16 protein-coding genes and 1 pseudogene are annotated in these 23,420 nt (G+C 50.9%); 8 read left to right on the plus strand and 9 right to left on the minus strand.

Annotation, left to right across the window (positions count from 1 at the left end; all coding sequences use genetic code 11):
• Positions 1-34: 34 nt before the first annotated feature.
• Together DEF47_RS00005 and DEF47_RS00010 are read right to left on the minus strand one after the other, a co-directional pair.
• Positions 35-772 (minus strand): annotated as a pseudogene (locus DEF47_RS00005) (isocitrate/isopropylmalate dehydrogenase family protein); the annotation flags it as partial.
• Between the two features lie 135 nt (positions 773-907).
• Positions 908-2,287, minus strand: coding sequence for a hypothetical protein (locus DEF47_RS00010; RefSeq protein ID WP_012189004.1), 1,380 nt, complete (start codon positions 2,285-2,287; stop codon positions 908-910).
• Between the two features lie 235 nt (positions 2,288-2,522).
• On the opposite strand from DEF47_RS00010, the gene DEF47_RS00015 reads away from it, so the two are divergent.
• Positions 2,523-3,782, plus strand: coding sequence for a cysteine desulfurase-like protein (locus DEF47_RS00015; protein WP_012189005.1), 1,260 nt, complete (start codon positions 2,523-2,525; stop codon positions 3,780-3,782).
• Positions 3,783-3,857: 75 nt separating this feature from the next.
• Here the strand turns inward: DEF47_RS00015 and DEF47_RS00020 are convergent, their stop codons facing one another.
• Complete coding sequence (locus tag DEF47_RS00020) at positions 3,858-4,583, minus strand: glycosyltransferase family 2 protein (protein WP_012189006.1); 726 nt, start codon at positions 4,581-4,583, stop codon at positions 3,858-3,860.
• A gap of 196 nt (positions 4,584-4,779) precedes the next feature.
• Here DEF47_RS00020 and DEF47_RS00025 point away from each other — a divergent pair, with 196 nt between their 5' ends.
• Positions 4,780-5,439, plus strand: coding sequence for an SOS response-associated peptidase (locus DEF47_RS00025; protein ID WP_012189007.1), 660 nt, complete (start codon positions 4,780-4,782; stop codon positions 5,437-5,439).
• A 122-nt stretch (positions 5,440-5,561) separates the two neighbouring features.
• On the plus strand, positions 5,562-9,377 hold the full coding sequence (locus tag DEF47_RS00030) for an adenylate/guanylate cyclase domain-containing protein (RefSeq protein ID WP_012189008.1): 3,816 nt from the start codon (positions 5,562-5,564) through the stop codon (positions 9,375-9,377).
• 80 nt (positions 9,378-9,457) lie between these two features.
• On the opposite strand, the gene DEF47_RS00035 is transcribed toward DEF47_RS00030, so the two are convergent.
• The 3 genes from DEF47_RS00035 to DEF47_RS00045 all read right to left on the minus strand — a co-directional run bounded on the left by DEF47_RS00035 (position 9,458) and on the right by DEF47_RS00045 (position 13,122).
• Complete coding sequence (locus DEF47_RS00035; RefSeq protein ID WP_012189009.1) at positions 9,458-10,909, minus strand: MDR family MFS transporter; 1,452 nt, start codon at positions 10,907-10,909, stop codon at positions 9,458-9,460.
• A 48-nt stretch (positions 10,910-10,957) separates the two neighbouring features.
• Complete coding sequence (locus tag DEF47_RS00040; RefSeq protein ID WP_012189010.1) at positions 10,958-11,539, minus strand: dihydrofolate reductase family protein; 582 nt, start codon at positions 11,537-11,539, stop codon at positions 10,958-10,960.
• Positions 11,540-11,793: 254 nt separating this feature from the next.
• Complete coding sequence (locus DEF47_RS00045) at positions 11,794-13,122, minus strand: hypothetical protein (RefSeq protein ID WP_041304274.1); 1,329 nt, start codon at positions 13,120-13,122, stop codon at positions 11,794-11,796.
• Between the two features lie 181 nt (positions 13,123-13,303).
• On the opposite strand from DEF47_RS00045, the gene DEF47_RS00050 reads away from it, so the two are divergent.
• From DEF47_RS00050 to DEF47_RS00065, 4 genes are all read left to right on the plus strand, one after another.
• Positions 13,304-14,476 carry an FAD-dependent monooxygenase gene (locus DEF47_RS00050; RefSeq protein ID WP_012189012.1) on the plus strand — a complete coding sequence of 391 codons (1,173 nt, stop codon included), beginning with the start codon at positions 13,304-13,306 and terminating at the stop codon, positions 14,474-14,476.
• An 81-nt stretch (positions 14,477-14,557) separates the two neighbouring features.
• Positions 14,558-15,136, plus strand: coding sequence for a sugar O-acetyltransferase (locus DEF47_RS00055; RefSeq protein WP_012189013.1), 579 nt, complete (start codon positions 14,558-14,560; stop codon positions 15,134-15,136).
• Positions 15,137-15,218: 82 nt separating this feature from the next.
• A complete protein-coding gene (gene dusB, locus DEF47_RS00060; RefSeq protein WP_012189014.1) occupies positions 15,219-16,307 on the plus strand; it encodes a tRNA dihydrouridine synthase DusB in 1,089 nt (362 codons plus the stop codon).
• Positions 16,308-16,601: 294 nt separating this feature from the next.
• Positions 16,602-17,108: a YbjN domain-containing protein gene (locus DEF47_RS00065; protein ID WP_012189015.1), complete on the plus strand. Its 507-nt coding sequence runs from the start codon at positions 16,602-16,604 to the stop codon at positions 17,106-17,108.
• A 50-nt stretch (positions 17,109-17,158) separates the two neighbouring features.
• Here DEF47_RS00065 and DEF47_RS00070 read toward each other — a convergent pair whose 3' ends face one another.
• Genes DEF47_RS00070 through DEF47_RS00080 form a run of 3 tightly spaced genes read right to left on the minus strand, consistent with a single transcriptional unit; the run spans position 17,159 to position 21,903 of the window.
• Positions 17,159-18,622: a potassium/proton antiporter gene (locus tag DEF47_RS00070; RefSeq protein ID WP_012189016.1), complete on the minus strand. Its 1,464-nt coding sequence runs from the start codon at positions 18,620-18,622 to the stop codon at positions 17,159-17,161.
• A gap of 33 nt (positions 18,623-18,655) precedes the next feature.
• Positions 18,656-21,205, minus strand: coding sequence for an FtsX-like permease family protein (locus DEF47_RS00075; RefSeq protein WP_012189017.1), 2,550 nt, complete (start codon positions 21,203-21,205; stop codon positions 18,656-18,658).
• Positions 21,202-21,903: an ABC transporter ATP-binding protein gene (locus tag DEF47_RS00080; RefSeq protein WP_012189018.1), complete on the minus strand. Its 702-nt coding sequence runs from the start codon at positions 21,901-21,903 to the stop codon at positions 21,202-21,204. Before DEF47_RS00080 ends, DEF47_RS00075 begins: the two co-directional genes overlap by 4 nt.
• Before the next feature lie 167 nt (positions 21,904-22,070).
• On the opposite strand from DEF47_RS00080, the gene DEF47_RS00085 reads away from it, so the two are divergent.
• A complete protein-coding gene (locus tag DEF47_RS00085; RefSeq protein WP_012189019.1) occupies positions 22,071-23,408 on the plus strand; it encodes a DnaJ domain-containing protein in 1,338 nt (445 codons plus the stop codon).
• Positions 23,409-23,420 lie beyond the last annotated feature (12 nt).

The following is a 23,420-nucleotide window of genomic DNA, read 5'->3' on the forward strand; positions in this document are numbered from 1 at the left end:
TGCACCGCACAAACAGGGTTCGCCAGCACTATCACAAATTGGGCAATACCATCACATCATAGAGTTCTGGTTTTTGCACCAACTGCATACACATATTATCGACAATCCGATCATCGAACTCGATATCGGGATACTCTTTGGCGACTTCACGGGCAACTTCTAAGAATAAGCCATCGCTGAACTTCATAATATTGGCTTTATGCACTGCCGTGACTTTTTTGCGTTTGTTGGCGCGGGCATATTCAAAGGCAAAGCGCACAATTCGCTCTGAGCCAGGCACCGACATGGGCTTGATTGAGATACCACCTGGCTCTTTGATCAAGGCATTTGGGCGTTTTTGCAGCAACCAGTTGCGCAATTCGGCTACTTCATCAGTGCCACGCTCAAACTCGATCCCAGCGTAGAGATCTTCGGTGTTTTCGCGCACAACCACAAGATCGATGTTTTCAAAGCGCGAGCGCACGCCAGGGTAGGAACGACATGGCCGAACACAGGCATAGAGGTCGAGTTCTTTACGAATCGCCACATTGACTGAGCGAAAACCTGTGCCAACGGGGGTGGTAATCGGCGCTTTTAACGCCACTTTGGTTGAACGAATTGATTCGAGCACGGAATCGGGCAATGGAGTCCCTAATTGCTCCATTACATCGACCCCTGCATCCTGAATATCCCAATCAAAAGCCACGCCTGTAGCTTCTAAGACCCGGCGTGTAGCTTCGGCAAGTTCTGGTCCTGTTCCGTCACCACGAATCAAGGTAACCCGATGAGCCATTGATTGATCCTTTCGATTCAAAAGCCCCTGCATTTGTACGGTCGAACCGTAGCAGCATTATAGCATCCTGCGGGCTGAAGCGACAAAAAAGGGATGAGCATTTGCTCATCCCTTTGATCAAGCTTGGTTTGTTAACTATTTCTGGAAGAAATCGATATTGCCTTCGCTGGCTAGCCCATCGCCACGGCCTAATGAACCGCTGGTGGTTCGCGCTTGACGCATGCTTAAGGTCGAGACACTGGTCACACTATTGCTGCGCATACGCAAGAAGGCATAGGCTTCACGGCCACTTTCACTGGTGGAATAGATTTCATAAATACCTGGATCGAAGGAATTGTTTGGCACAAAGCGAATATTGGCATAATCGATTGAGCCATTACCATCAGCATAAACGCCAATAACTTCGGTTACGAGTTCGTCATATTCGTTGAGTACACCAACCGCAACTACTTCGCCTGGAACAAACCCGCCTGCATAGAAGTTGTAAATCGTATCCTGCCGACCTTCACGAGGGTCAACCCGTGCATTATAGTCGGCGGGCAGTGGCTGCTCAGGTGCTCGGGTAACTTCAAAATAGCCAATGCTGGCATGGCCGCTGAGCCGACCTTGGGCGGTAATCGCCCAAACCCCAACTCCTTGGCTGATTGTGACATAAATACCTGATGAGGTTAACGACCCATCGATATCAGCATAGGTTGTTGAATTGGCCGGGTAGACTGTACCATCAGGTGAGGTCAACCACAAAACCACTTCTTCACCGGCGACAAAGCCAAAACCATTGAAGCCAAAGGTTGTCCCTTCAGGCCCAGAGCTTGGCGTAACGATCGCATCTTTGCTTGGTGGCAACCCAGGTGCGCCAGGAGGGGTACTGCCTGGAGGGCTGCCTGGTGGCAATGGCGTGGTTAACTCGCGGGGAGCCAACCGCCGACCTAGATCGCTGACGACAACCCGTTGCCCCGCAGGGTAATCGGGCCAAAATTCAAAGCGAGCACGCTCGAAATATTGAACGATATGCCATTTGTTATCCGAAGCGAGAATTTCATCCATTTCTTCGCTAATTGGATAGCCAAATACGCCTAAACCACCTTTGGTTTCCCAAATGGTTTTGAACCCCCACATAATCATATGGCTGGTTTCGGGGAAGTAGCGGTGGTTGGCATCGTTTTCGCGGGGCGGGATTTGCGGAAACACCCGATTAACGGTTGCTTCACGCCCCAAAAGCCCTAACTCGACTGAGCCATTGCTGGCTAACTCAAAGCGAGCACGTTCAAACCATTGAATGGTTTTGCCCTGTGCGTTGCGATATTCTTCAGTGATGGGGTAGCCAAAAATTTGTAAGCCGCCGTTGGCATTCCAGTAATCGCGGAAACCACCACCAAGGTAGTGACCGGTTTCAGCATAATAAGTTGGTGGGTCGGCAGCATTAGAAGCTTGGGGTCGGGCGACAACCAGCGTTAAAAGCATTACTAGAATGATTAATGCCATGCTGCGCCGCACGGTCGAACGTGGGAGCATACCTCCTCCTTAGGATTAATCTAAAATGAGAAACTCAAATCTGAGTATACCGATAGTTAGGGCTTTTGGCAAGTCTCGATCCGACGGTTTAGTGCTTGGGTTGCGGGATTAACCCGCTTTTGCGATCTTCCTTTAATTGCTGCAAAATCGGGCTTAGCCAGATCTTGTATGATAAAGCTTGTTTTGCTGGCTAGCCTGCTTGTATGCGACCTAGCATAGTTGCCAAGGAGTTACCATGACGGTCGATTTAGCGCCATTTCGTAGTCACTTTCCAGCGTTAACCCAGACTCACGCGGGGAAACCCTTAGTTTTTTTTGATAATCCTGGTGGAACCCAAGTGCCCCAACAAGTGATTGGCCAGATGACCGATTATTTGCGGCGTTCGGTTGCCAATACCCATGGTGCTTTTATCACCAGCCAGCGCACCGATGCCGTCATTGACGAATGTCATGCAGGGTTGGCGGCCTTGCTTGGCGGTGAGCCAGATGAAATTGTGCTGGGAGCCAACATGACTTCGCTCACATTTGCACTCAGTCGTTCACTAGCTCGCGAATGGCAAGCTGGCGATGAGATTATTCTGACCACGCTTGACCACGATGCCAACGTTACGCCATGGCTGCTGGCTGCTGAAGAACGTGGGGTTATCGTACACTTTGTGGATATTAATCCTGTTGATTGCACCCTGGTGATGAGTGACTTTGAGCGCTATCTTTCGCCGCGCACTAAATTGGTGGCCGTTGGTTGGGCCTCAAATGCCTTTGGCACAATTAATGATGTTCAAACGATTGTCAAACAAGCCCATGCTGTTGGTGCTTTGTGTTTTGTTGATGCGGTTCAGAGCGTGCCCCACATTCCATGCGATGTCAAAGCGCTTGATGCCGATTTTGTGGCATGTTCGGCCTATAAATTTTTTGGGCCGCATGTTGGGGTGCTCTGGGCCAAACGCGAACATCTAGAGCGCCTGTTTGCTTATAAAGTGCGACCTGCCCCCGAAACTTTGCCTAGTCGCTGGGAAACTGGCACGCAAAATTTTGAAGGCCAAGCGGGCATCAACGGAGCCTTGGAATATCTCGGTGGCTTAGGTGTGGGTTATATGGAGCGCTACGATCAGCTGCTTGGCGAAACGGTTGGTCAACGGGCCGTCTTGTTGTCCGCAATGCATGCGATTGCTGAAGCCGAGCAGAGCCTTGGCCAATATTTGATTCAAGCGTTGCAAACGCTTAAAGGTGTGCAATTGTATGGCATTTTGGAGCCTGAACGTGGCCATTTGCGCGTACCCACCGTGGCATTTCGCAAGGCTGGAGTTACGCCCCAAGCAATTGCCAAAACCTTTGGTAATGAGGGAATTTGTGTTTGGGATGGCCATTATTATGCCTTGCGAGCCGTCGAACGCTTAGGCTTGCTTGATCAAGGGGGGATGGTGCGGGTTGGTTTAGCCCATTACAACACGCGCACTGAGATTGATCGTATGCTGAATGTGCTTGAATCAATTTAGTGGTGAATGGGCCGCTCGCTAAAATCGCAGTCCCACACTTAATCAATGGAGTGTGGGACTGTTGCAGATCGAAAGTTAAATATGTTTGGCTTTGGTTTGTTCTTGGCGGGCTAATTCGCTGCGAACGGCAATCAATTCGCGGAAGGCTCGCAAAATCACGCTCAATTTGGCTCCGGTCGGGTTGCCTGCTACCCGTGGGCGATGGCCATTGATCGCAACTTCTTCAAAGCGAAAGCCAGCCCGTTTGGCGCGAACCAAAAATTCGGCGCTAAACGTAGCCCCACGTGATTGAACCTCAGTTTTGAGCGTATCAACGACATGGCGTTGCATCAATTTAAAGGCGCAATCAATATCGCGGGCGGTATAGCCAAACAACAAGGTGACCAGACGGCTCCAGCCCCAACCGTTTAAGCGGCGCATCAGCGGGTCGCGGCGTGGTGAGCGATAGCCAACCACCAAATCGGCTTGATCAATTTTGGCCAGCAATTTGGGTAACTCACCAAGGTCAAATTGACGATCAGCATCAGTAAAAAAGACCAAATCGGTTTTTGCGCTGGTCAAGCCTGTCCAGACCGCAGCGCCATAGCCTTGGTTCACCGCATGATCGACCAACCGAACATGCGGATAGCGGGCTTCTAGGTCACGCACAACCGCCGCAGTATTATCGCGGCTCCCATCGTTGACGACAATAACTTCATAGGCGCGGCCAAGGCTTTCGAGGGTATTGACCACTTCCTCAACCATGGCCGGAATATTTTCAGCTTCGTTATAGGCGGGTAAGGCCACCGTGATGCTTTTCACGTTGAGAACTCCCATTGTTCGCAGATAGGGTTAAGTGCAGCCCTCCACGCATGGGCTTGCAAGCAACTATTGTAGCATAAAGCCTTTAACCGCAATAAAAACGAACATATGTGTTTGCTTTTAAGGTTTTTAAAGGTATACTTAAGTTTAGGGTAACTGATAGTAGCTTTTGGGCGATTACAAAGGAGTTAAAGCGATGTGTGGACGCTATTCGATCACTGCGAATGGGCAGCAAATTGCCTTACGTTTTGGGGTGCAAGTGGCGGGCGATTGGCAAGCTCACTATAATGCAGCGCCAAGCCAGAATTTACCAGTTATTCTCAATCGTGATCCGCAAAGTGTGCAATGGTTACGTTGGGGTTTAGTGCCACATTGGGCCAAAGATCCCAGCATTGGGCATAAAATGATTAATGCTCGCGCCGAAACACTCCTAGAAAAACCTAGTTTTCGCGAGCCATTGCGCAAACGTCGCTGTTTGGTGCTAGCCGATGGCTATTATGAATGGCAGGCAACTTCCAATGGCAAGCAACCCATGCGCTTTGTGCTCGAAGATGCTCAACCATTTGCCATGGCAGGTCTGTGGGAAGAATGGAACGCTGGCACTACTCCCCTAGCCACGTTTACCGTGATTACAACCTCGGCTAATTCGATGGCGGCAGCGGTGCATAACCGCATGCCGGTGATTCTTGAGCCAGAAACCGAGCGTGATTGGCTCAATCCTAATGCTGATGTGGCTGATCTGCTGCCGTTACTAACGCCGTTTGCTGGTGAAAAAATGCAGGTTTACCCAGTTTCAACCCGCCTGAACTCGCCAAGTAACGATGACTCAAGCTTAATTGCGAGAGCTGCAATTTAAGTGGATTGAAGGCTGATTGGCGCTAAAATACTGGCCTCAGCATTTGCGTAGGACTATGGTACGGGCTATACTAGGAGCAAGCGTAATTCGCGCGATGATTTCACGGGCCTAGGAGTTGCTCCATGCAAGCACGCTGGTTTGCTTATGTGCCGCCGTATCTTGTCCCACGATTGCTTGATCAACGGGCCTCTTCTGCAACCCAAACGACCAAACATGGCCAAGCTGTGGTGCTTTTCGCCGATATCGCGGGCTTTACGCCTCTCAGCGAGGCGCTTGGTCAACACGATTCGCATGGAACTGAAACCCTAACCCGCTTATTAAATCGCTGTTTTGCCCCATTAATTGATGTGATCGAGCGCTTTGGCGGCATGATCAGCACATTTGGCGGCGATGCCATTACGGCGTTGTTTCCGATTAATCAGCCGCAACGGACTCAACGGGTCGCTGCTCGCGCTGTTCGTTGTGCCCTCGAAATGCAAAGCCTGATGGAGCAATTGGGCGCAATCGAAATTCAAGCAACCAAATGGCGTTTGACCCTCAAAATTGGGATTGCCGCAGGCCATGTGCTCTATACCACGGTCGGCGATCCGACGAAGCGCTGTGTTGCGGTGGTGGGTGGCTCGGCGTTGTTACGCTCTGCCGAGGCCGAAAATCAGGCTCGTTCTGGCGATGTGATTATTGATTATGCCTCGTTGGATTGCGAGCAGTTCAAGCGTGAAACGCTCGATCAGCGTTTTGCCAAGGTGCTTGGGCTTGAGCAAAGCGTGCGGGCGCAGCCAATTCGCTGGCCTGAACCAATCACCCCGCATCCACCTGCCCAATTCGATGCCTACTTGCACCCCACAATTGCCCAACAAGTGCGTGAAGGTCGTACCGCGTTTATCAACGAGCGCCGCTCAGTTACGCTATTGTTTGTCAATTTCGATGCCCCCGATTATGATCGTGATCCATTTGCCGCCGAACGGCTCAACCATTACTTTCGCGAAGTGCTGCGGATCGTCGAGCGCTATGATGGCTATCTGAATAAAGTTGAAATTGGCGATAAAGGTAGTAGCTTTTTGGTGCTGTTTGGTGCACCAGTTGCCCACGAAAATGATAGTGATCGGGCGGCGCACTGTGCCTTAGAGCTTCGCGCCTTACCTGAGTTTGAGGCTCGTATCGGCATCAACACAGGATTTGTCTTTTGTGGCTTGATTGGCTCGGAGCGTCGCCAAGAATATACCGTGATTGGCGATACAGTCAATTTGGCGGCGCGATTGATGCAGCAAGCTGGTCAAGGCCAAATTTTGCTGACCGAAGCTACCCAAGAAACCCTTAGCTCAACCTTTTTAACTGCGCCTTTGCCAGCCGTTCGAGTCAAAGGCCGCAGCGAATTGGTCGAGTTACACGAATTAACCGATTTACGCCAGACGGCGATTCGTGGCCAAGAGCCAATTTATGCTTTGCCAATGGTCGGGCGCAGCCAAGAGTTACAATCTGTCGGCGAATTGCTGAGTCGCATCAAGCAGGGCCATGGCCAAGTGTTGGGGATTACGGGCGAAGCTGGCATGGGCAAATCGCGGCTGGTGGCCGAAATTCGCCGGATTGCGCGGGCGCAACGAGTGGCGGTGTATAGCGGCGAGTGCCTTTCGTATGGCACAACCATTAGCTATTTGTTGTGGCATAATTTGTGGCGCTCGTTTTTTAATGTTGATCCTGAGTGGCCGCTCGATTTGCAAATGTTGCAGTTGCGGGCGCAATTAGCCCTGATCGATCAAGATTTATTAGATTGGATGCCGCTGCTGGCGAGCGCTCTACGCCTGCCGATTCCCGATCAATCCTTGACCAAATTGCTGGATATTAAGTCGCGCAAGATGCTACTAGAATCGCTGCTGGTGGATTGTTTGCGCTACCGTGCCAATGAAACGCCGTTATTACTGGTGCTCGAAGATTGCCATTGGATCGATTCGCTCTCGAACGATTTGTTGGCGCGAATTACTAAGGCGATTCGCGATGTGCCCGTGCTGATTGTGCTGGCCTATCGACCTTCCGCCGAGCGTGATCAAACGATGTGGCACGAGTTACGCCAGCTTGAACATTGGCACGAAATCGAATTACAAGAATTTACGCTCGACGAAACTGCTGAATTAGTGCGACTCAAAATCAAACAACTGCTCGGCAATCGCCAAGCACCATCAGAGCAGTTGGTTAGCAAACTGACCGATCGGGCGCAGGGCAACCCATTTTATATTGAAGAATTGATTAATTTGGTGGTTGAACGCCAGCCCGATTTGAGCGATCCCAAGGCCGTGGCTCAACTGGAGTTGCCCGATAGCTTACACCGCTTGATTATCAGCCGGATCGACCAACTTGAAGAGGCGACCAAGCATACGCTCAAAGTTGCCAGCGTGATTGGTCGTTTATTCAAAGCCAATTGGCTCTGGGGCGCGTACCCGCAATTGGGCAGTGCCGAGCAAGTTAAGCAGCAACTCAACACTCTGAGCCGCATGGATCTTACGCCACTTGATCGCGATGAGCCTGAGCTTGAATATCTGTTTAAACATGTGGTTACCCAAGAAGTTGCCTACCAAAGCTTGCCATTGGCCACGCGTGCCGCGCTCCACGAGCAGGTTGGCGATTATTTGGTTGAAACCTATGGTGTGGAAGGTGCTGCCGATTTGTTGGCGCACCACTATGGCATGAGCAATAATCTTGATAAACAGCGCAACTATTTTCGCAAGGCTGGCGATGCGGCGGCGGCACGCTATGCCACCGATGTGGCCTTGAGCTATTACGAACGCTGTTTGCCCTTGCTCGCCGCCCATGAAACCATCGATATTTTCTTTGCAATGGGCGAAATCTACAAACATACTGGGCGTTGGCACGAGGCCGATGCAATTTATCGGCGTTTGCTGAACCAAGCCCAACAGCAACAGCAACTTTCAGCGTTGGCTCGCGTCTGGTGTGAAATTGCCGATGTCCAAAGCAGTCAAGGTTTGCATAACGATGCACTGCAAAGCATTCAACCAGCCTTGGAATATGCCAAACAAGCCCATGACCAGCCGACCCATTGCAAAATTTTGATGCGCATGAGTTGGATTGCCAGCTATCAAGGCCAATTGCAGCAGGCTTGGCAAACCAGCCATGCGGCGGTGGCGATTGCCCGTGAAGCCAATGATGCCCATAGTTTGGCTTTGGCACTGAAAACTCATGGCTATATGAATGTGCTGCAAGGCCAATTTGCTCTAGCCGAGCAGCTATTTTCCGAAGGCCTCGCCTTACACCGCCAACTCGGCCAGCGCGAAGATGAAGGGCGCATGTTGAATGTGATGGGCGAGGCTGCTCGTCATCGTGGCGATTTTCAGCATGCCGTCGAGCTATATCAACAAGCCTTGGTCATTGGCCGCGAGTTGCGCAATCCTGAACGGTTAATCATGTTTTTGAGTAATTTGGGCGGCGCATTGGTGGGGCTTGGCACGTATGAAACCGCGATTGCCACCTTGAACGAGGCTTTTGAACTCGCTCGTTCGACCACGTGGTATGGGATCGCGGAAACCTATCGTTTTCGGGCTGAGGCGGCGATTGGTTTGGGCTATCCTGATGAGGCAATTCGCCATATTATCCAAGCGCATCATGCTGCTCGCGAACGCCAACAAACCCTCGAATTATGCGCGGCACTGCGGGTTTTGGGCAGTGCCTTGAGCCAATTGAATGTGCCAATCCTCTTGCCGCCAAGCTTGCCAACTACCCCACTAAACTGCTTTGAACAGGCCTTGAGCATGGCCGAAGCTAGTGGTTCGCAAGCTGAAGTTGCGGCGATTCAGCTGGCCTTGGCCGAGCATTGGCAGCGCCAACAACAACCAACCAAAGCCCAAGCGGCTTGGCAGCAAGCCTACACCATCTATGGTCAATTAGGCATGGATGCGCTGCAACAACGGGTAGCCCAGTGGTTGAGCTAGCGCAAGCAGATGTTAACTATAACAGCCGAGGTTTTGCCTCGGCTGTTGATTTTTAGCTCCAACATGCCTATTCAGTGCCATTAGTGAATAAATGTTGGCTCTCCGCTTGGTTCGCCCGTGCGACGCAGAAAAAGCGCTAACACCAAACCAACCACGGCTATTCCAGCTGCCACCACGAAGGCATTTTGGATGCCAATGGTCAAATCAGCCAATGGATTAGGCGCGATGGTTTGCCCTGGCTGAGCTTGACCAGCACTCATAATCGTGATTAATAAGGCCGTTCCAATTGCTCCGGCAACTTGCTGAAGTGTGTTGGAGATCGCTGTGCCATGGGAGTGCAAGGTTTGGGGCAATTGATTAAGTCCAGTTGTGAGAATTGGCGTGAACAAACAGGCAAGGCCTAAACTGAAGATTACATGGAGACTGAGAAGCCAGATCACTGAGGTTGTGGCATTCAAGAACGTCCACTGCCAAAGTGCCAAGACAACCAGTACCATGCCCCCGATCACGAGCATTCGTGGCCCCGATCGATCAAAGATCCGACCTACGAATAGCCCACTGAATCCCATCAATGCCCCGCCAGGCAGCAAAAAAAGCCCGGTTTGCAGGGTATTAAACTGGCGAATTTGCTGGAAATAGAAGGGCAATAGAATCGCTGAGGCAAATAATGTCACCATCACAACCATCATTAATACGACGCTCAGCGTGAACATGGGAAAGCGAAAAACGCGCAGGTCAAGCAATGGACTGGAAAGTCGGGTTTGTCGCCATGCAAACAATGCGATCCCAACTAAGCCCATTCCGATCGCTGCCAAAACAATTGGCTCGGTTAGGCTACTGCCAGGCTCGCCCGCCCGACTAAAGCCGTAGACTAGCCCGCCGAAGCCTATTGCTGCTAAGAGAATCGAGGTACGATCAAGGCTGGCTGCTTGAAGTTTGCCCACATTCACCAACCGTAGGTAGCCATAGGCCAGCACCGCTAGGGCAATTGGGATCACGAAAATAAACATAAAACGCCACGAAAGCGCTTGGATGATTAACCCTGATAGGGCTGGGCCAATCGCGGGAGCCACCGAAATCACCATACTGGCCGTGCTCATCATAGCTCCGCGCCGCTCCATCGGCACTAGCACCAAAATAACTGTCATGAGCAATGGCAGCATTAGCGCTGTGCCCGCTGCTTGGAATACCCGACCAACCAAGAGCACTTCAAATCCAGGCGCTGCTGCCGCTGCCACAGTCCCGAAGGTAAATAAACCCATGGCCGTAAGAAACAGCGTTCGCGTGCTAAACCGTTGAATCAGAAAGCCGGTTGTGGGAATCAAGACCGCCATAACTAATAGATAGGCTGTGGTCAGCCATTGCACGGTGCTTGCTTCGACTTGGAATTCGTCCTTCAAGCGGGGTAAAGCCACACCCATAATCGTTTCGTTTAGAATCACGACAAAGGTCGCAATCAACAAGGTTAAAATAATGCCTTTTTCGCGGGTGCTGGTTGCAACGGCGCTGGCATGGGTTGTCTCTACGCGCATAGAATTCCTTTTGATAACCCGCCGTAAAGCCTAGCGGATGAGCTGAATTTAATCACGATGATGAGCTACGGCATAGCGATGCAGTGCAACGCCGCCATCAAAGGTTTGCTGTTCAAGCAATTCGAGCTGAACTGGAGCATCAAGCCGATCAAAAAGCCGAATCCCTTGACCAAGGATGACGGGATTAACTTTCAGAATCAGTTGATCGATCTCGCCGATTAAGGCGCTGGCTAACGAGCCGCCGCCACACAACCAGATATTCTGCCCAGGCTCTTGTTTGAGTCTGCGCACCAAGTCAACTGGGTCATTGGCAACTAAGGTTACATCTGGGCTTGGGCTGGTGGTGATTGATTGTGACACTACATATTGCCGCAAATGGGCATACGGACTGGTAACGCCTTCGCTCAAACCAACTGCATAGGTGTGCCGACCCATCACGACGGTATCAAAATGGCGTGGCTCAGCTGTAATTCCTAGCAGCGCATGCAAATGGCTAGGGATAGTTTCAGGATATTCCTGCTGCAAATATTGCATGTGCCCACCCTGCATGGGAAAGAAATCGAAACTGCCATCCTCACGCGCAATAAATCCATCAGCCGTACAGGCGATGAAATAGATTAACTGACGCATATAGTTACGCTCCTTAGGCTATTCATCCGCTGGATAAGTAGCGTTATCTGCCACACGATGCAGACTCGCATGCTACCATCAAGCAACTCGCAAGCCATCAGTCTCGGGGTCTATACTCGCCCAACAAACCAACAGATCGATGCTCAATTGGGCATGGACATGATCGAACAGCGCTAGCTGAATTTTTGAGCTAACGCTGTTAACCACAACAGCCGAGGTTTTGCCTCGGCTGTTGGCTTTTAGCTTCAATATACTTATTCAGCTGAGCGAATTGCGATTGGCAAGAAGGTTCGCCATAGGCTTGGTGTGGGAGTATTGGTCGCTGTGCTGGTTGGAGTATTGGTTGGGCTACTCGTTGCGGTCGCGGTATTGGTCGGCGTGTTGGTTGCGGTATTCGTTGGTGTGTTGGTCGGCGTGTTCGTTGCAGTAGAAGTATTCGTCGGGGTGTTGGTTGGGGTGTTACTGGGCGTTGGAGTATCGGCAACCAACGAAGTGATCGCTAAAATCAAGCCCCCAACGAAATACATATCGCTAGTGGAGCCAGTGGTTATGCTAGCTGTGGTTTGGCCTGGGCTAGTCCATGCTGAAACATCAAAGGTATCAAGGTCAAACCCACCCATACTGTTGGCTGCTCCGGTTAGTTGTGGCAAATCGCCTGCGCTTGAAACTGGGTTGCCTAAATATGAACGAGTGCTATTCATCATATTATCGGTAGGGTTTTGCGCATTGCTAACGCTATTACCATTAAACAGCAATTGGTCACCGGCGCTTGAGTTATCTCCCTCGTAGCCCACAATCGTAAGGTTGGTTGTGCTGCTGCTGGGAATATTGAATCCACTCAATGTATTGGTAATTGAGCTGCCAATTAATACTTGATCCAGCCCATCGTGGAGAATGATCGTTCGATTGGGTTGGCTTGCATCAGCATAGACCACTACCAACCACCAAGCGGCAAAGGCGTTAGTATCATTGGTGTTAATAAACGGATTAGCGAGAATGCCACTGGCACGATAGGCTCCGGAGCCATGCGTTTGAACATAGCTGGTAACATCTGCGACCGCTTGATAAAATGAATTTGGATTGATAACTGTACTGATGGGTGTGACGTTCTGGCTATTGCCCCAATTAAATTCAAGCGTAGCACCAGTTGGTGTTACGCCACCCCAACGCGCTCCCCAATAGAGGTAGGCATGGGTTACGCTGGCCCCGACCGGAATATTGAGCATTGCACTACTGCGAGCCTGGGCATTATTGAGGCTGGTATTCGCTTCAGCTTGGCTGACAGCAGGCGAATCGGCTCGCCAATAAATGTCAACGCCTGAATCGCTCGTATTTGTACCACACGTACCAACTGCACCCACTATTGGAGCGGGAACGCCCGCCGCACAATCATGGCCTAGCGTATTGCCAATCGTGATAACCCCGCCCCGTTGGGTCAGATTGAGCCGTGGATCAATTGCTGGCACTCCTTCCATTGCTGCCGAAGGCTTGAGTAAACTGCTCGTTAGCCCAAACGTACTAAGTAGTAACAAGCCGCCAATCAGCCGAATGAATCGATTTGATGAATATTGAGTTGCTTGCATCAACGAAACTCCTATGTGCCCAATATCTGGATAGCTACTGCTAGATTATCAACGAATCGGTGATTAATTGCCATAGTGAAATCGTCGTGCTCCTGTCAATTTCACTCTTGACAGTCTCTAAAAGCGCTTTATACTCAATAATATACCGACTAGTCAGTCAATTATTGATGAGGATAGAACGATGCAGCACAAACGCCGAATTTTGATTGTAGGTGGGGGGATTGCGGGCTTGACGCTGGGTTATTGGCTGAAGCAACATGGTGAGCAACCCACGATTATCGAGCAAGCAGCCCAACGCCGCGACGAGGGCTATGGCATCGATTTTAGTGGCAGTGGCTGGGATGTGGCTCAACGTATGGGCATTTTGGCCGAACTCGAAGGCCGCCAAATTGCAGTTGAATCAATGGTGCTCAAAAATAGCCAAGGCCAAACGATTGTCAAACAACCCTTGGCTCCTTTGCGCGAAGCTTTGCCTCACCCAATGCTGCACCTGATGCGCCCTGAATTAGAGGCGGTTTTGGCCAATGCCTTGCCGAGCGATCTCCCAGTGCGTTATGCCACCACAATTGTGCGCTTAGAGCAGTATGCTGAGTATGTTGAAGTGCGCTTCAACGATGGTCGGGTTGAGCAATTTGATTTGGTGATCGGCGCTGATGGGATTCATTCGCAGGTGCGCCACATGCTGTTTGGCCCCGAAAGCCAGTTTGCCCACCCCTTGGGCTATACGTTTGCGACCTTCAAAGTGCCGCAACTTGAGAATTATGGCGCGAATGCCACGATGTTGATCGAGCCACAACGCCAAGCGACCATTTACCCCGATCGGCGTGGCGGTTTTTTGATGATGCTGGCCTATCGGAGCCAGCAAACCCAATTGCCAGCGCCTGATCAACGCAAAGCCATGCTTCAAACTGAATATCGTAATGCAGGCTGGCTCGTGCCCCAATTGATCGATTCGATCAATCAGCAAAGTGCTTTTTATTGCGATGTGATCAGCCAAATTCGCATGCCGCGTTGGTCGCAAGGGCGGGTGGCCTTGGTGGCCGATGCCGCGCATTGTTTGACATTGATTTCAGGTCAAGGCGCGGCCACAGCGATGGGCGGAGCGTATGTGCTAGCCGAAGAATTGGCCAAAACTGCTGATCATCAAGCCGCTTTCCAGGCCTATGAGCGACGCATGCGGCCTTTTGTCGAGCGCAAACAAGCTGGCGCACGAAGAGTCGCCTTGACCTTCGTGCCACGGACGTGGTTGGGCGTGCAAGTCAGCCGCTTCGTGGTACGGGCGGCCTTTACTCCAACTTTGGCCCGCTCGATTGGTAAACGGATTGGCTTTGATAGTGTTTTGGCGCTGGCTTAATCGTTCGTAGGGCTGAATCATTTTCAAAAACGTTTCAGTATGCTAAAATTTAAACAATGTCGTTATTGAGGATGAGCATCAATGAGCAAAACTGAACGTGAGAAAATGTTGGCGGGTGAATTATATTCAGCCTTTGATCCTGAATTACAGGCGCTTTCGCTACGAAGCCGCCGCTTGAGTCGCCAATTTCATGCAATTGAGCCAGGTCAGCCAGAGCAATCGCGAGCGTTGCTGGGTGAATGGTTTGGGCACATTGGCGAAAATGTTTGGATCGAGCCACCATTTTTCTGTGATTACGGGGCGCACATTCGTTTGGGCAATAATGTCTTTTTCAACGCCAATTGTGTGATTCTCGATTGTAACTACATTACGATTGGTGACAACACGATGTGTGGCCCAGCGGTGCAAATTTATGCTGCCAGTCATCCGCTGATCGCGAGTGAACGGATCAAAGGGCCGGAATTAGGCTTTCCGGTGACGATTGGCAAAAATGTTTGGATCGGCGGCGGCTCGATCATCTGCCCAGGCGTGACGATTGGCGATAACACCACGATTGGCGCTGGTAGTGTAGTGACCAAAGATATTCCGGCGAATGTCTTTGCGGCGGGCAATCCATGTCGGGTCATTCGCGAATTGACTGATCCTAGTCTTAGCGAATAGGCGTATAATACAAAAAACGGCTTTTTCAATGCCAGCGTCAGGTTGATGCTGGCGTTGTTGTCATATTAACGAAATTACATGGATGCAGCTTATGCCTGATACTCTGACCCAAGCATTGCCCGAATCATTTCAACTTGGCTCAATGCGCATTTTTCCAAACATGGTGCTGGCCCCGATGGCTGGCGTAACCGATTCAGTCTTTCGGCGGCTGGTGTTGTCGTTGGGTGGCTGTGGCTTGGTTGTTTCTGAGATGACCAATGCTGCCAGTGTTTCGCCCAAGGCCATGAAACGCCATCGCTTGCTGGATTATCTGCCCGAAGAACGGCCAATTTCGATTCAACTTTCGGGCAACGACCCCGATTTGGTGGCAACCGCCGCCCGCTTTGTTGAAGAACTTGGCCCCGATGTAATTGACATAAACTGTGGCTGCCCTTCGCCCAAAGTCACTGGTGGCGGCCATGGTTCGGCCTTGCTCAAAGATTTGCCCAAAATGCAGCAAATGCTCAAAGCCGTGTATGCAGCGATCAACATTCCGTTTACGCTCAAATTTCGGGCTGGCTGGGATGAGCAATCGCTAAATTATATTGATACCGCTAAAATTGCTGAAGATGCTGGTTGTGCCGCGATTACCTTGCATCCACGTACCAAAGTGCAAGGCTACAGCGGCGATGCCGATTGGTCGCGGGTTGCTGAAGTTGTGCAAGCAGTCTCGATTCCGGTGATTGGCTCAGGCGATGTGCGCACACCAGCCGATGCTTTGGCGCGTTTGGAGCAAACTGGGGTTGCAGCAGTGATGATTGGTCGAGCTGCCATGGCCAATCCATGGATTTTTCGCCAAATTGCTCAATTGCGGGCAGGCGAACCCATATTTGTGCCAACACCAAGCGATAAACGTGATTTGCTGGTGCGCTATGTTGATATGTGTGCTGAAACTATGGTTGAGCGCCAAGCCCTTGGCAAGCTAAAACAACTGATTGGTCAATTCAGCATTGGTTTGTATGCTAGCAACCAATTGCGCCGCGATGTACAACGTGCCAACGAAATTGAAGCCGCCAAAGCGATTATTGCCAACTTTTTTGAGCCATTTATCAGCGGCGCGGTCGAGGCGGTCGAAGTGCCCGACGAAATCGCCGTGATCAAAGAAGGTTGCGAGAACGGCGCGAATAATTAGGCCGAGGGATCAGAGGCTAGCGGTTAGGGGTCAGCGTCGTGCGATGAAGTCAAAAGGCAAAAGTCAACAACCTGTTATTGTATTCGGGCAATTCGTGGCGAGAAACAGCCCTAGCGGTTCTAAACTTCGTGGCCCTTCGTGTCCTTCGTGGATCATTGCGACAGCCCCTGACACACCGATGAGCGATACTATCAGCAGAAAGACCAATGACATGGACAATCGGCTCAGGTATAATGTGCAAGAAACCGGTGTAGCACAGCGTTGCTGTGTGTTATGCTCAATGCGAGGTGGCTCATGGAAGAACCAGAATACCGTCCTGAACTTGACCCAGAACATGAACAGGCCGCTGGCTGGCGTGGTTTCAGCACTTTAGGGCTGTTTCTTGAAGAAGATGGCTGGTTTCCGCAACGTGTCGAAGATCGTCCAGCCTATCGCATGCATTATCAAGGCGCAAATGTTGATATTCGTTGTTTGGCCCAAATTAAGCTTGAACAAGAACAATTATTAATTTATGCCTACGCTCCGATGAAAGTTCCTGAAGATAAGCGCCAGTTGGTGGCCGAATATTTGATTCGCGCTAACTATGGCTTGCATATTGGGAATTTCGAGCTTGATTTTAGCGATGGTGAAGTTCGCTTCAAGAGTAGCCTCGATTTTGAAGATGAAACGCTGACCTTTATTTGGATTCGTAACGCGATTTATCCATCGGTTCACTTGATGAATCGCTATTTCCCGGGCTTGATGATGGTGATGTATGGCGAGAAAACGCCTGCCGAAGCGATTACCGTCATCGAACAATAGCCGATTTGACCCCTTGCCCACATGGTTGAGCAAGGGGTCAGTGTTTGGCATTATGCAGCTTGGTTGGCAATATTTAGGCGTTGGTTAATTACCTCAAGCGCCTGTTGATCGGCCAACATCAGAATTTTGTCGTTGGCTTGAACCCGCGTGTTGCCGCTGGGCACAATCGTCTCACGCCCACGCCGAATTAGCACAACTAACGCGCCGCGTGGCAGTTGCAATTCCATAATGTTGCGCCCAGCTAAACGGGCATCATCAGGCACAACCACCTCGTAAACGGTACTCTCAGGGCTGATCTCAGGAATAAAATCCAAGGGCATGCTGTTGATTTGAATATCATGTGAATTGAGTTTTAGCCGATCAGCCACCCAACCAATGCTCATTCCCTGCACCGTAACTGAGGCCAGCACGACGAAGAAAATTAAATGAAACATATCGTTGGCTTGGGGAACTCCCGCTATCAATGGAAATGTTGCCAACACAATTGGCACAGCTCCGCGTAGGCCTGCCCAGCTAATCATCAAGCGTTCGCGCAACTTGAAGCGCGTCCAGCCGAGTGCCACAATCACGCTGATTGGTCGTGCAATAAACATCAAAAAGATTGCCAGCAACAGGCCTTTGCCAATTAATGGGACAAGTTGTGATGGGTAAACCAACAATCCCAAAGTTAAGAACATGGCAATTTGCATCAGCCAGGCAATCCCCTCGTGAAAGCGAATTAAACTGCGGCGGTGAATAATTGGCCGATTGCCAACCACCAAACCTGCCACATACACCGCCAAGAAGCCATTGCCATGCACCAACATGGCCGCCCCATACACCATAATCGTCATCGATAAGGTCAAGACTGGATAAAGCCCATCTTGCAGACGTAACCGATTGATCAGCCATGTGATTAGGTAGCCACCAAGCCCACCAATCACCACCCCTAAAACCATTTCGAGCACAAACTCGATGGCCAACGCGCCCACCGAATGGCCGCTACTGGTTAGATAACTCGTCAGCCCAATCGTTAAAAACACGGCGATTGGATCATTGCTGCCCGATTCTAGCTCGATCAGCGATTCAACTGGCTCAGGCAGGCGTACTCCCCGCGTGCGAAGCACATTGAACACGGCTGCGGCATCAGTTGAGGAAATAATTGCCCCCAACAATAAGCCAACAACTGGTGGCAAATCAAACAGCCAAACTGCAATTGCTGCTACCATACTGGCGCTAATCACCACTCCAATGTTGGCTAGCAATAAGCCTGGGCCAATGACTGCTCGAATTCGATGCCAATGGGTTTCAAGGCCACCCGAGAACAAAATATAAATCAGCGCGACAATCCCGACTACTTGGGCAACTGCCGCATTATCGAAATTGATATCGCCAGGGCCGTCAGAGCCAGCGAGCATGCCAATGCCCATAAACAGCACCAAGGCCGGAATCCCCCAGCGATCCGATAAGGTGCTGACAATAATGCTAATTAGCACCAAACTTCCGGCGATGACAAAAATGCTTTCTGTGCTCATTGGCCTCCTTTTGAGCACGCCTGTGCCCGAATGCTATTCTTCCCGCAACGCCAACGCTGGCGAGGTACGCCCCATTTTCCACGCTGGATACAAGCCTGCCAACAGCGCTGCCACAACTGCTACAATCAAGGCTTGCAGCAATAAGTTGGGGTCGAGAATCAGCTGCATCGTCCAGCCAAATGATCGTTTATTGATCACATAGACTAGTACGACCGCTAAAATCAAGCCGACTGGCAAGGCCAATAATCCAGCAGTTAGCCCCATTAAACCAGTTTGGCTGAGCACGCTCAACCACAATTGGCGTGGGGTCATGCCATTGGCGCGTAAAACTCCAAGTTCGCGGCTTCGTTCTAATTGTAAGGCCATTAATGCGCTTAAAATGCCGATAAAGGCAACAATTGTGGCCAATAACTGCAAAACTGCCGTGATTGCAAAGGTGCGGTCGAAAATTTCCAAGGTGCTTTGGCGCAAAGCTTGGTTCGATTGCACCTTCAAATCTTGAATTGGTGCAGCTAAAGCCTGAATTTGACTGATCGTCGTGGCACTATCAGCGTTCTCAGCCAGCCAAATCGTGATCGAATGCACCGTATCAACATCCCAATATTTGGCAAAATCACGCCGATTCATGGAGATGTAGCCTTGATCCGAGGCATAATCGTAGTACACTCCGGCGATCGTAAATTGTTGTGGGCCGCGTTCGGTTTGTAAGGTGATACTATCGCCAAGCCCTCGCCCATAACGATAGCTAAATGGCTCGGAAACCCAAACTTGGCCTTGTTCGGCAAAGCCTTGCCAAGCCTGCTCAGCATCGGTGATAAAGCTCAATGCCCGCCGACTCAAACTTGAATCTTGATAATTGGCGACGGCTAATTGAACTGGCCCAAGCTCACTTTCGACCCGTAAGTTCAGCAGGGTCGTCATCGAGGCAACACTGGGTAATTGATCGATTTGTTCGACTAAGCGTAGATCAATCGCGGTGTCAGCACGATTAGCGCTCAAACTGGGAGCCGACACAAACACATCAGCCTGCAACGATTGATCAAGCCAGCGAACGACCGTTGTGCGAAACGAGCCAATCATCGTGCCAGCGCCAACCGTGACCGAAACCGCCACCATCAAGGCAGCAATTGCTACGCCAGTGCGGCTCAAGGCGGCAACCACATCACGAGCGGCCATCTTACCAAGCAGCCCAAACATGCGGTTGAGTGGAATTTGCAACAATCGCATCATCTGCAAGGTGACAAATGGCGTGAACAAGGCACAGCCAATGATCACCCCAAACATGGCTGAAAAACTGAGGAACAAGCTGCGCGATGGAATTTGCAGCAAAGCCACGCCCAAACCTGCTAAACCCAAGCCTGCCAAGGTCAAGCGTGGCACAATCCGTTGAATTCGTTCTTCGATTGAGGAACGTCGTAGCACCGTGCGTGGCGGTGAGAACATAGCTTCAAGTGCTGGAATGCTGGCGGCAATCAAGGTTGCGCCCAAGCCCAGCCCAAAACCTTTAATTAATTGGATGTTGTCAATCGCAATGTTTTGTACATTGACGCTGAAATAGAGGTCGTTGATCGTTTGGGTGACCAGTCGCACCAAACCACGGCCAAGCACGATGCCCAATAGCACCCCGAGGATTGCCCCGATGGTGCCAATCACGGCGGCCTCGATCAGAATTTGGCTGAATAGTTCGCGCCGTGTCACGCCCAACGAGCGCAAAATGCCAAACAAACCACGCCGCTGCACCACCGAAAAAGTCATGGTGTTGTAAATCAGGAAAACCCCGACGATCAAGGCCAATAAACTGAGTGCTTGTAAATTGAGTTCAAAGGCGCGGGTCATCTGTTGCAGGGTTTCGCTGCGGGCGGCGGGGGTCGTCAGGGTCGCATCAGCAGGCAACAACGGCTTGATTTGCTCAAGGATTGCGCTGCGTTGCTCCTCAGGCAAAATCAAATCGATGCGACTAATCCGATCTGGTTGACCAACTAACTCCTGCGCGGTCGCAATATCAACTAAAATCAAATCGGCCAAAGCTTCTTGACTTAATTGATCGCCTCCAGCGATCAACCCAATAATCGTAATGTTGCGGCGCTGGCCGTCGATCCGCGTTTCAAGGGTTTGGCCGACGGTCAAAGCAAGAGTTTGGGCAGTTTGCGCCGAAATCAAGCCAGTATTTGGCTCAGTCAATAGCGCTTGCAGATCGGTTTGGTTATTGAAGAGAGTTGCCAAATATGGTCGAAACGGCTGTTCGGCAAATGGGTCGATGCCAAATAAACGAAATGAACGGCCTGGCTGATTGGGCAGACTGATTGTGCGATCAACGACTGGCGCGACCGCTGATAAGCCTAATTCAGTGCGCAACTGAGCGTATAAATCGCTGGACAAGCCATTTTGCCCCGCCAGAATTTGATCGGTGGTTTTGCCAGTGACGCTCTCGGTGGAGAGCATAAAGGCCCGTTGGGCACTGCCATTGGCTAAATCAATCGCGATCACCACCGCCACGCCCAAGGCCACGCCTAAAATTGCCAGCAAAACCTGGGCGGGGTGGCGGAGTAAATAGCGCAAACTACTGCGATAGAGCAACTTCATAGTTCAACCTCAGCCAAGCTATGTTCGACCAACTGCCCATCGACCATGCTCAACAACCGATCGGCGCGGCGAGCGACTTCGAGCGAGTGGGTGACCATCAACAGGGTTTTGCCAGCTTGGCGGCTCATCTCATCGAGCAAATTGAGCACCTCTTGGCCGGTCGTGGCATCCAAATTACCAGTTGGTTCGTCGGCAAGAATCAGCAGTGGGTCGTGAGCCAAAGCACGGGCGATCGCAATTCGTTGTTGTTCGCCGCCCGAAAGCTTATCGGGGTAAACATGGCGACGATCAAAGAGATGCACGCGGCGCAGCAATTCATAGGCGCGTTCACGTTGAGCGGCAGTTAATCGACCTGCTAATTCCAGCGGCAACAGCACATTTTCTTCGACGCTGAGGGTTGGAATCAAATTGAAAAATTGGAACACAAAGCCAATGTTTTGCCGTCGAAATAGCGTGCGTTGATGCTCGTTGAGCTGGCCCAGCTCAATGTCGTTAATTGTAATTCGGCCTGAGCTGGGCGCATCGATGCCACTTAAAATATTCAGCAAGGTCGATTTGCCCGAACCAGAACGCCCAAGCAAGGCAATCACTTCGCCCTGCTGAATTCGAGCATTGATATCGCGCAGCACCAGCCGCGCTTGGCCCGCTTCTTGAAACGATTTTGTAACATGGTCAAGATTAATTAATATTTCTGGCATATATTCCTACTTAATCAGCACCAGATGTGCTATGCTAGGGCTTAGGGAATTGAGGCATTGCGCTTAAACTGTAACACTGATTTGCGTTCATTGCCCAAATTTTCACAATGATCTTGATCGGCATGGTATAATCGCCGAGAACCACCAGCGAACAGAGGATAGTGCTCGTGTACGATTTTGAACAGCTTGACTCCTATGAACTGCTTGGCGTGACGCGAAGCGCTCCGCCAGAGGAAATCAAACGGGCGTATCGCCAAGAAATTGCCAAATATCACCCTGATCGTTGGAGCAGTGCTAGCCCCAACGAACAAGAATATGCCCGCAAACGAGCTTCAGCGATTACCGAAGCCTATAGTTTGACCCAAAAAGACAAGCCTGTTCGGCGGGCAACTCCGAGCGCAGCGGCAACTCCTGAGCCAGTTGGTAATCCTGAGCGGTTGGCTCAGCTTTACGAGCATGGCCGTAGTTTGCTCGCTGCCAATGATTTTGCTGGTGCTGCCAATATTTTTCGCCAAATTCAAAATGCTGATCCTTTTTATCGTGATAGCGCCGATTTGCTCTATCGCGCTGAATTTGCATTAAAACGCAACCAACCTGCCAAAGCCAAACGCCCAGTCAACAAAAAGGCTGTGGCGATTATTGGCGGTAGTGTTGGCGTTGCGGCCTTGATTGGTGCTGTTTGGGTTTTTGGTGGTTCAAATACCAACGCAACCAATCCAAATGTGACGGCAACTGCATTAATCGCTGTTGAGCTACCAACCGTCACGGTTGAAGGCGAGGTTGCTAGCAACCCAACTGCAACAAGTGATGAAGGGGTTGTGGTTGAACCAACGCTTGAGCCAACGCTTGAGGCGACCAGCGAACCAACAGCTGAGCCAACGCTCGAACCCAGCCCGACCAGCGAGCCGACTGTTGAGCCAACGCTCGAACCCAGCCCGACCAGCGAACCAACTGCTGCCCCAAGCAATACACCTGCTCCCTTACCAGACGATCTGAGTGGACCAATTCTTGTCACTGATAATTTGGACGGCGGGACATGGCCGGTTGGTAATGGTGGCAACTGGAATTTTGAGTTTATCAATGGTCGCTATCATATGACCATGGTCGCTGGGGTTGGCTCGGTTTGGTCGTTTGGCCCAGCTTTGCCTGCCCAAAATGTCGTTTTGGCAGTGGATGTTGAGGCGGTCAGTGGTAGTGGTGGCTTGATGATGGGCTTTATTGATGGCAATAATTACTATCGCTTTATTATTGCCGCCGATGGAACATGGGCTTTTCAACAACGCTTTGCGGCTCAGACCACGCTCTTGGCTTCTGGTTCAGGCCTCGGCCCAGGTCGCTTGGTGATTGCCCAGCGTGGTGCAGTAACCCATCTCTATTGGAATGATACCTATCTTGGAGAAGTTGTTTTGCCTGCGTTCCCGGGTGGAGCGTATGGTTTTGTGTTAGCTGGCAACAGTAGTGCCGATGTCTACTTTGATAACTTACGACTTCGTGCTTTGCCCTAGCTGCTAGAAGGT

Origin of the sequence: Herpetosiphon sp., from assembly GCF_003512625.1 — a bacterium.
GTDB classification, from domain to species: domain Bacteria; phylum Chloroflexota; class Chloroflexia; order Chloroflexales; family Herpetosiphonaceae; genus Herpetosiphon; species Herpetosiphon aurantiacus.

Excerpts from the sequence above, each read along its gene's own strand:
- DEF47_RS00040 (WP_012189010.1), bottom strand. The coding sequence starts at position 11,539 with ATGCGTCAGTTAATCTATTTCATCGCCTGTACGGCTGATGGATTTATT.
- DEF47_RS00055 (WP_012189013.1), top strand. The coding sequence starts at position 14,558 with ATGAGCAAAACTGAACGTGAGAAAATGTTGGCGGGTGAATTATATTCA.
- dusB (WP_012189014.1), top strand. The coding sequence starts at position 15,219 with ATGCAGCTTATGCCTGATACTCTGACCCAAGCATTGCCCGAATCATTT.
- DEF47_RS00035 (WP_012189009.1), bottom strand. The coding sequence starts at position 10,909 with ATGCGCGTAGAGACAACCCATGCCAGCGCCGTTGCAACCAGCACCCGC.
- DEF47_RS00010 (WP_012189004.1), bottom strand. The coding sequence starts at position 2,287 with ATGCTCCCACGTTCGACCGTGCGGCGCAGCATGGCATTAATCATTCTA.
- DEF47_RS00015 (WP_012189005.1), top strand. The coding sequence starts at position 2,523 with ATGACGGTCGATTTAGCGCCATTTCGTAGTCACTTTCCAGCGTTAACC.
- DEF47_RS00045 (WP_041304274.1), bottom strand. The coding sequence starts at position 13,122 with ATGCAAGCAACTCAATATTCATCAAATCGATTCATTCGGCTGATTGGC.
- DEF47_RS00075 (WP_012189017.1), bottom strand. The coding sequence starts at position 21,205 with ATGAAGTTGCTCTATCGCAGTAGTTTGCGCTATTTACTCCGCCACCCC.
- DEF47_RS00030 (WP_012189008.1), top strand. The coding sequence starts at position 5,562 with ATGCAAGCACGCTGGTTTGCTTATGTGCCGCCGTATCTTGTCCCACGA.
- DEF47_RS00065 (WP_012189015.1), top strand. The coding sequence starts at position 16,602 with ATGGAAGAACCAGAATACCGTCCTGAACTTGACCCAGAACATGAACAG.
- DEF47_RS00050 (WP_012189012.1), top strand. The coding sequence starts at position 13,304 with ATGCAGCACAAACGCCGAATTTTGATTGTAGGTGGGGGGATTGCGGGC.
- DEF47_RS00070 (WP_012189016.1), bottom strand. The coding sequence starts at position 18,622 with ATGAGCACAGAAAGCATTTTTGTCATCGCCGGAAGTTTGGTGCTAATT.
- DEF47_RS00080 (WP_012189018.1), bottom strand. The coding sequence starts at position 21,903 with ATGCCAGAAATATTAATTAATCTTGACCATGTTACAAAATCGTTTCAA.
- DEF47_RS00025 (WP_012189007.1), top strand. The coding sequence starts at position 4,780 with ATGTGTGGACGCTATTCGATCACTGCGAATGGGCAGCAAATTGCCTTA.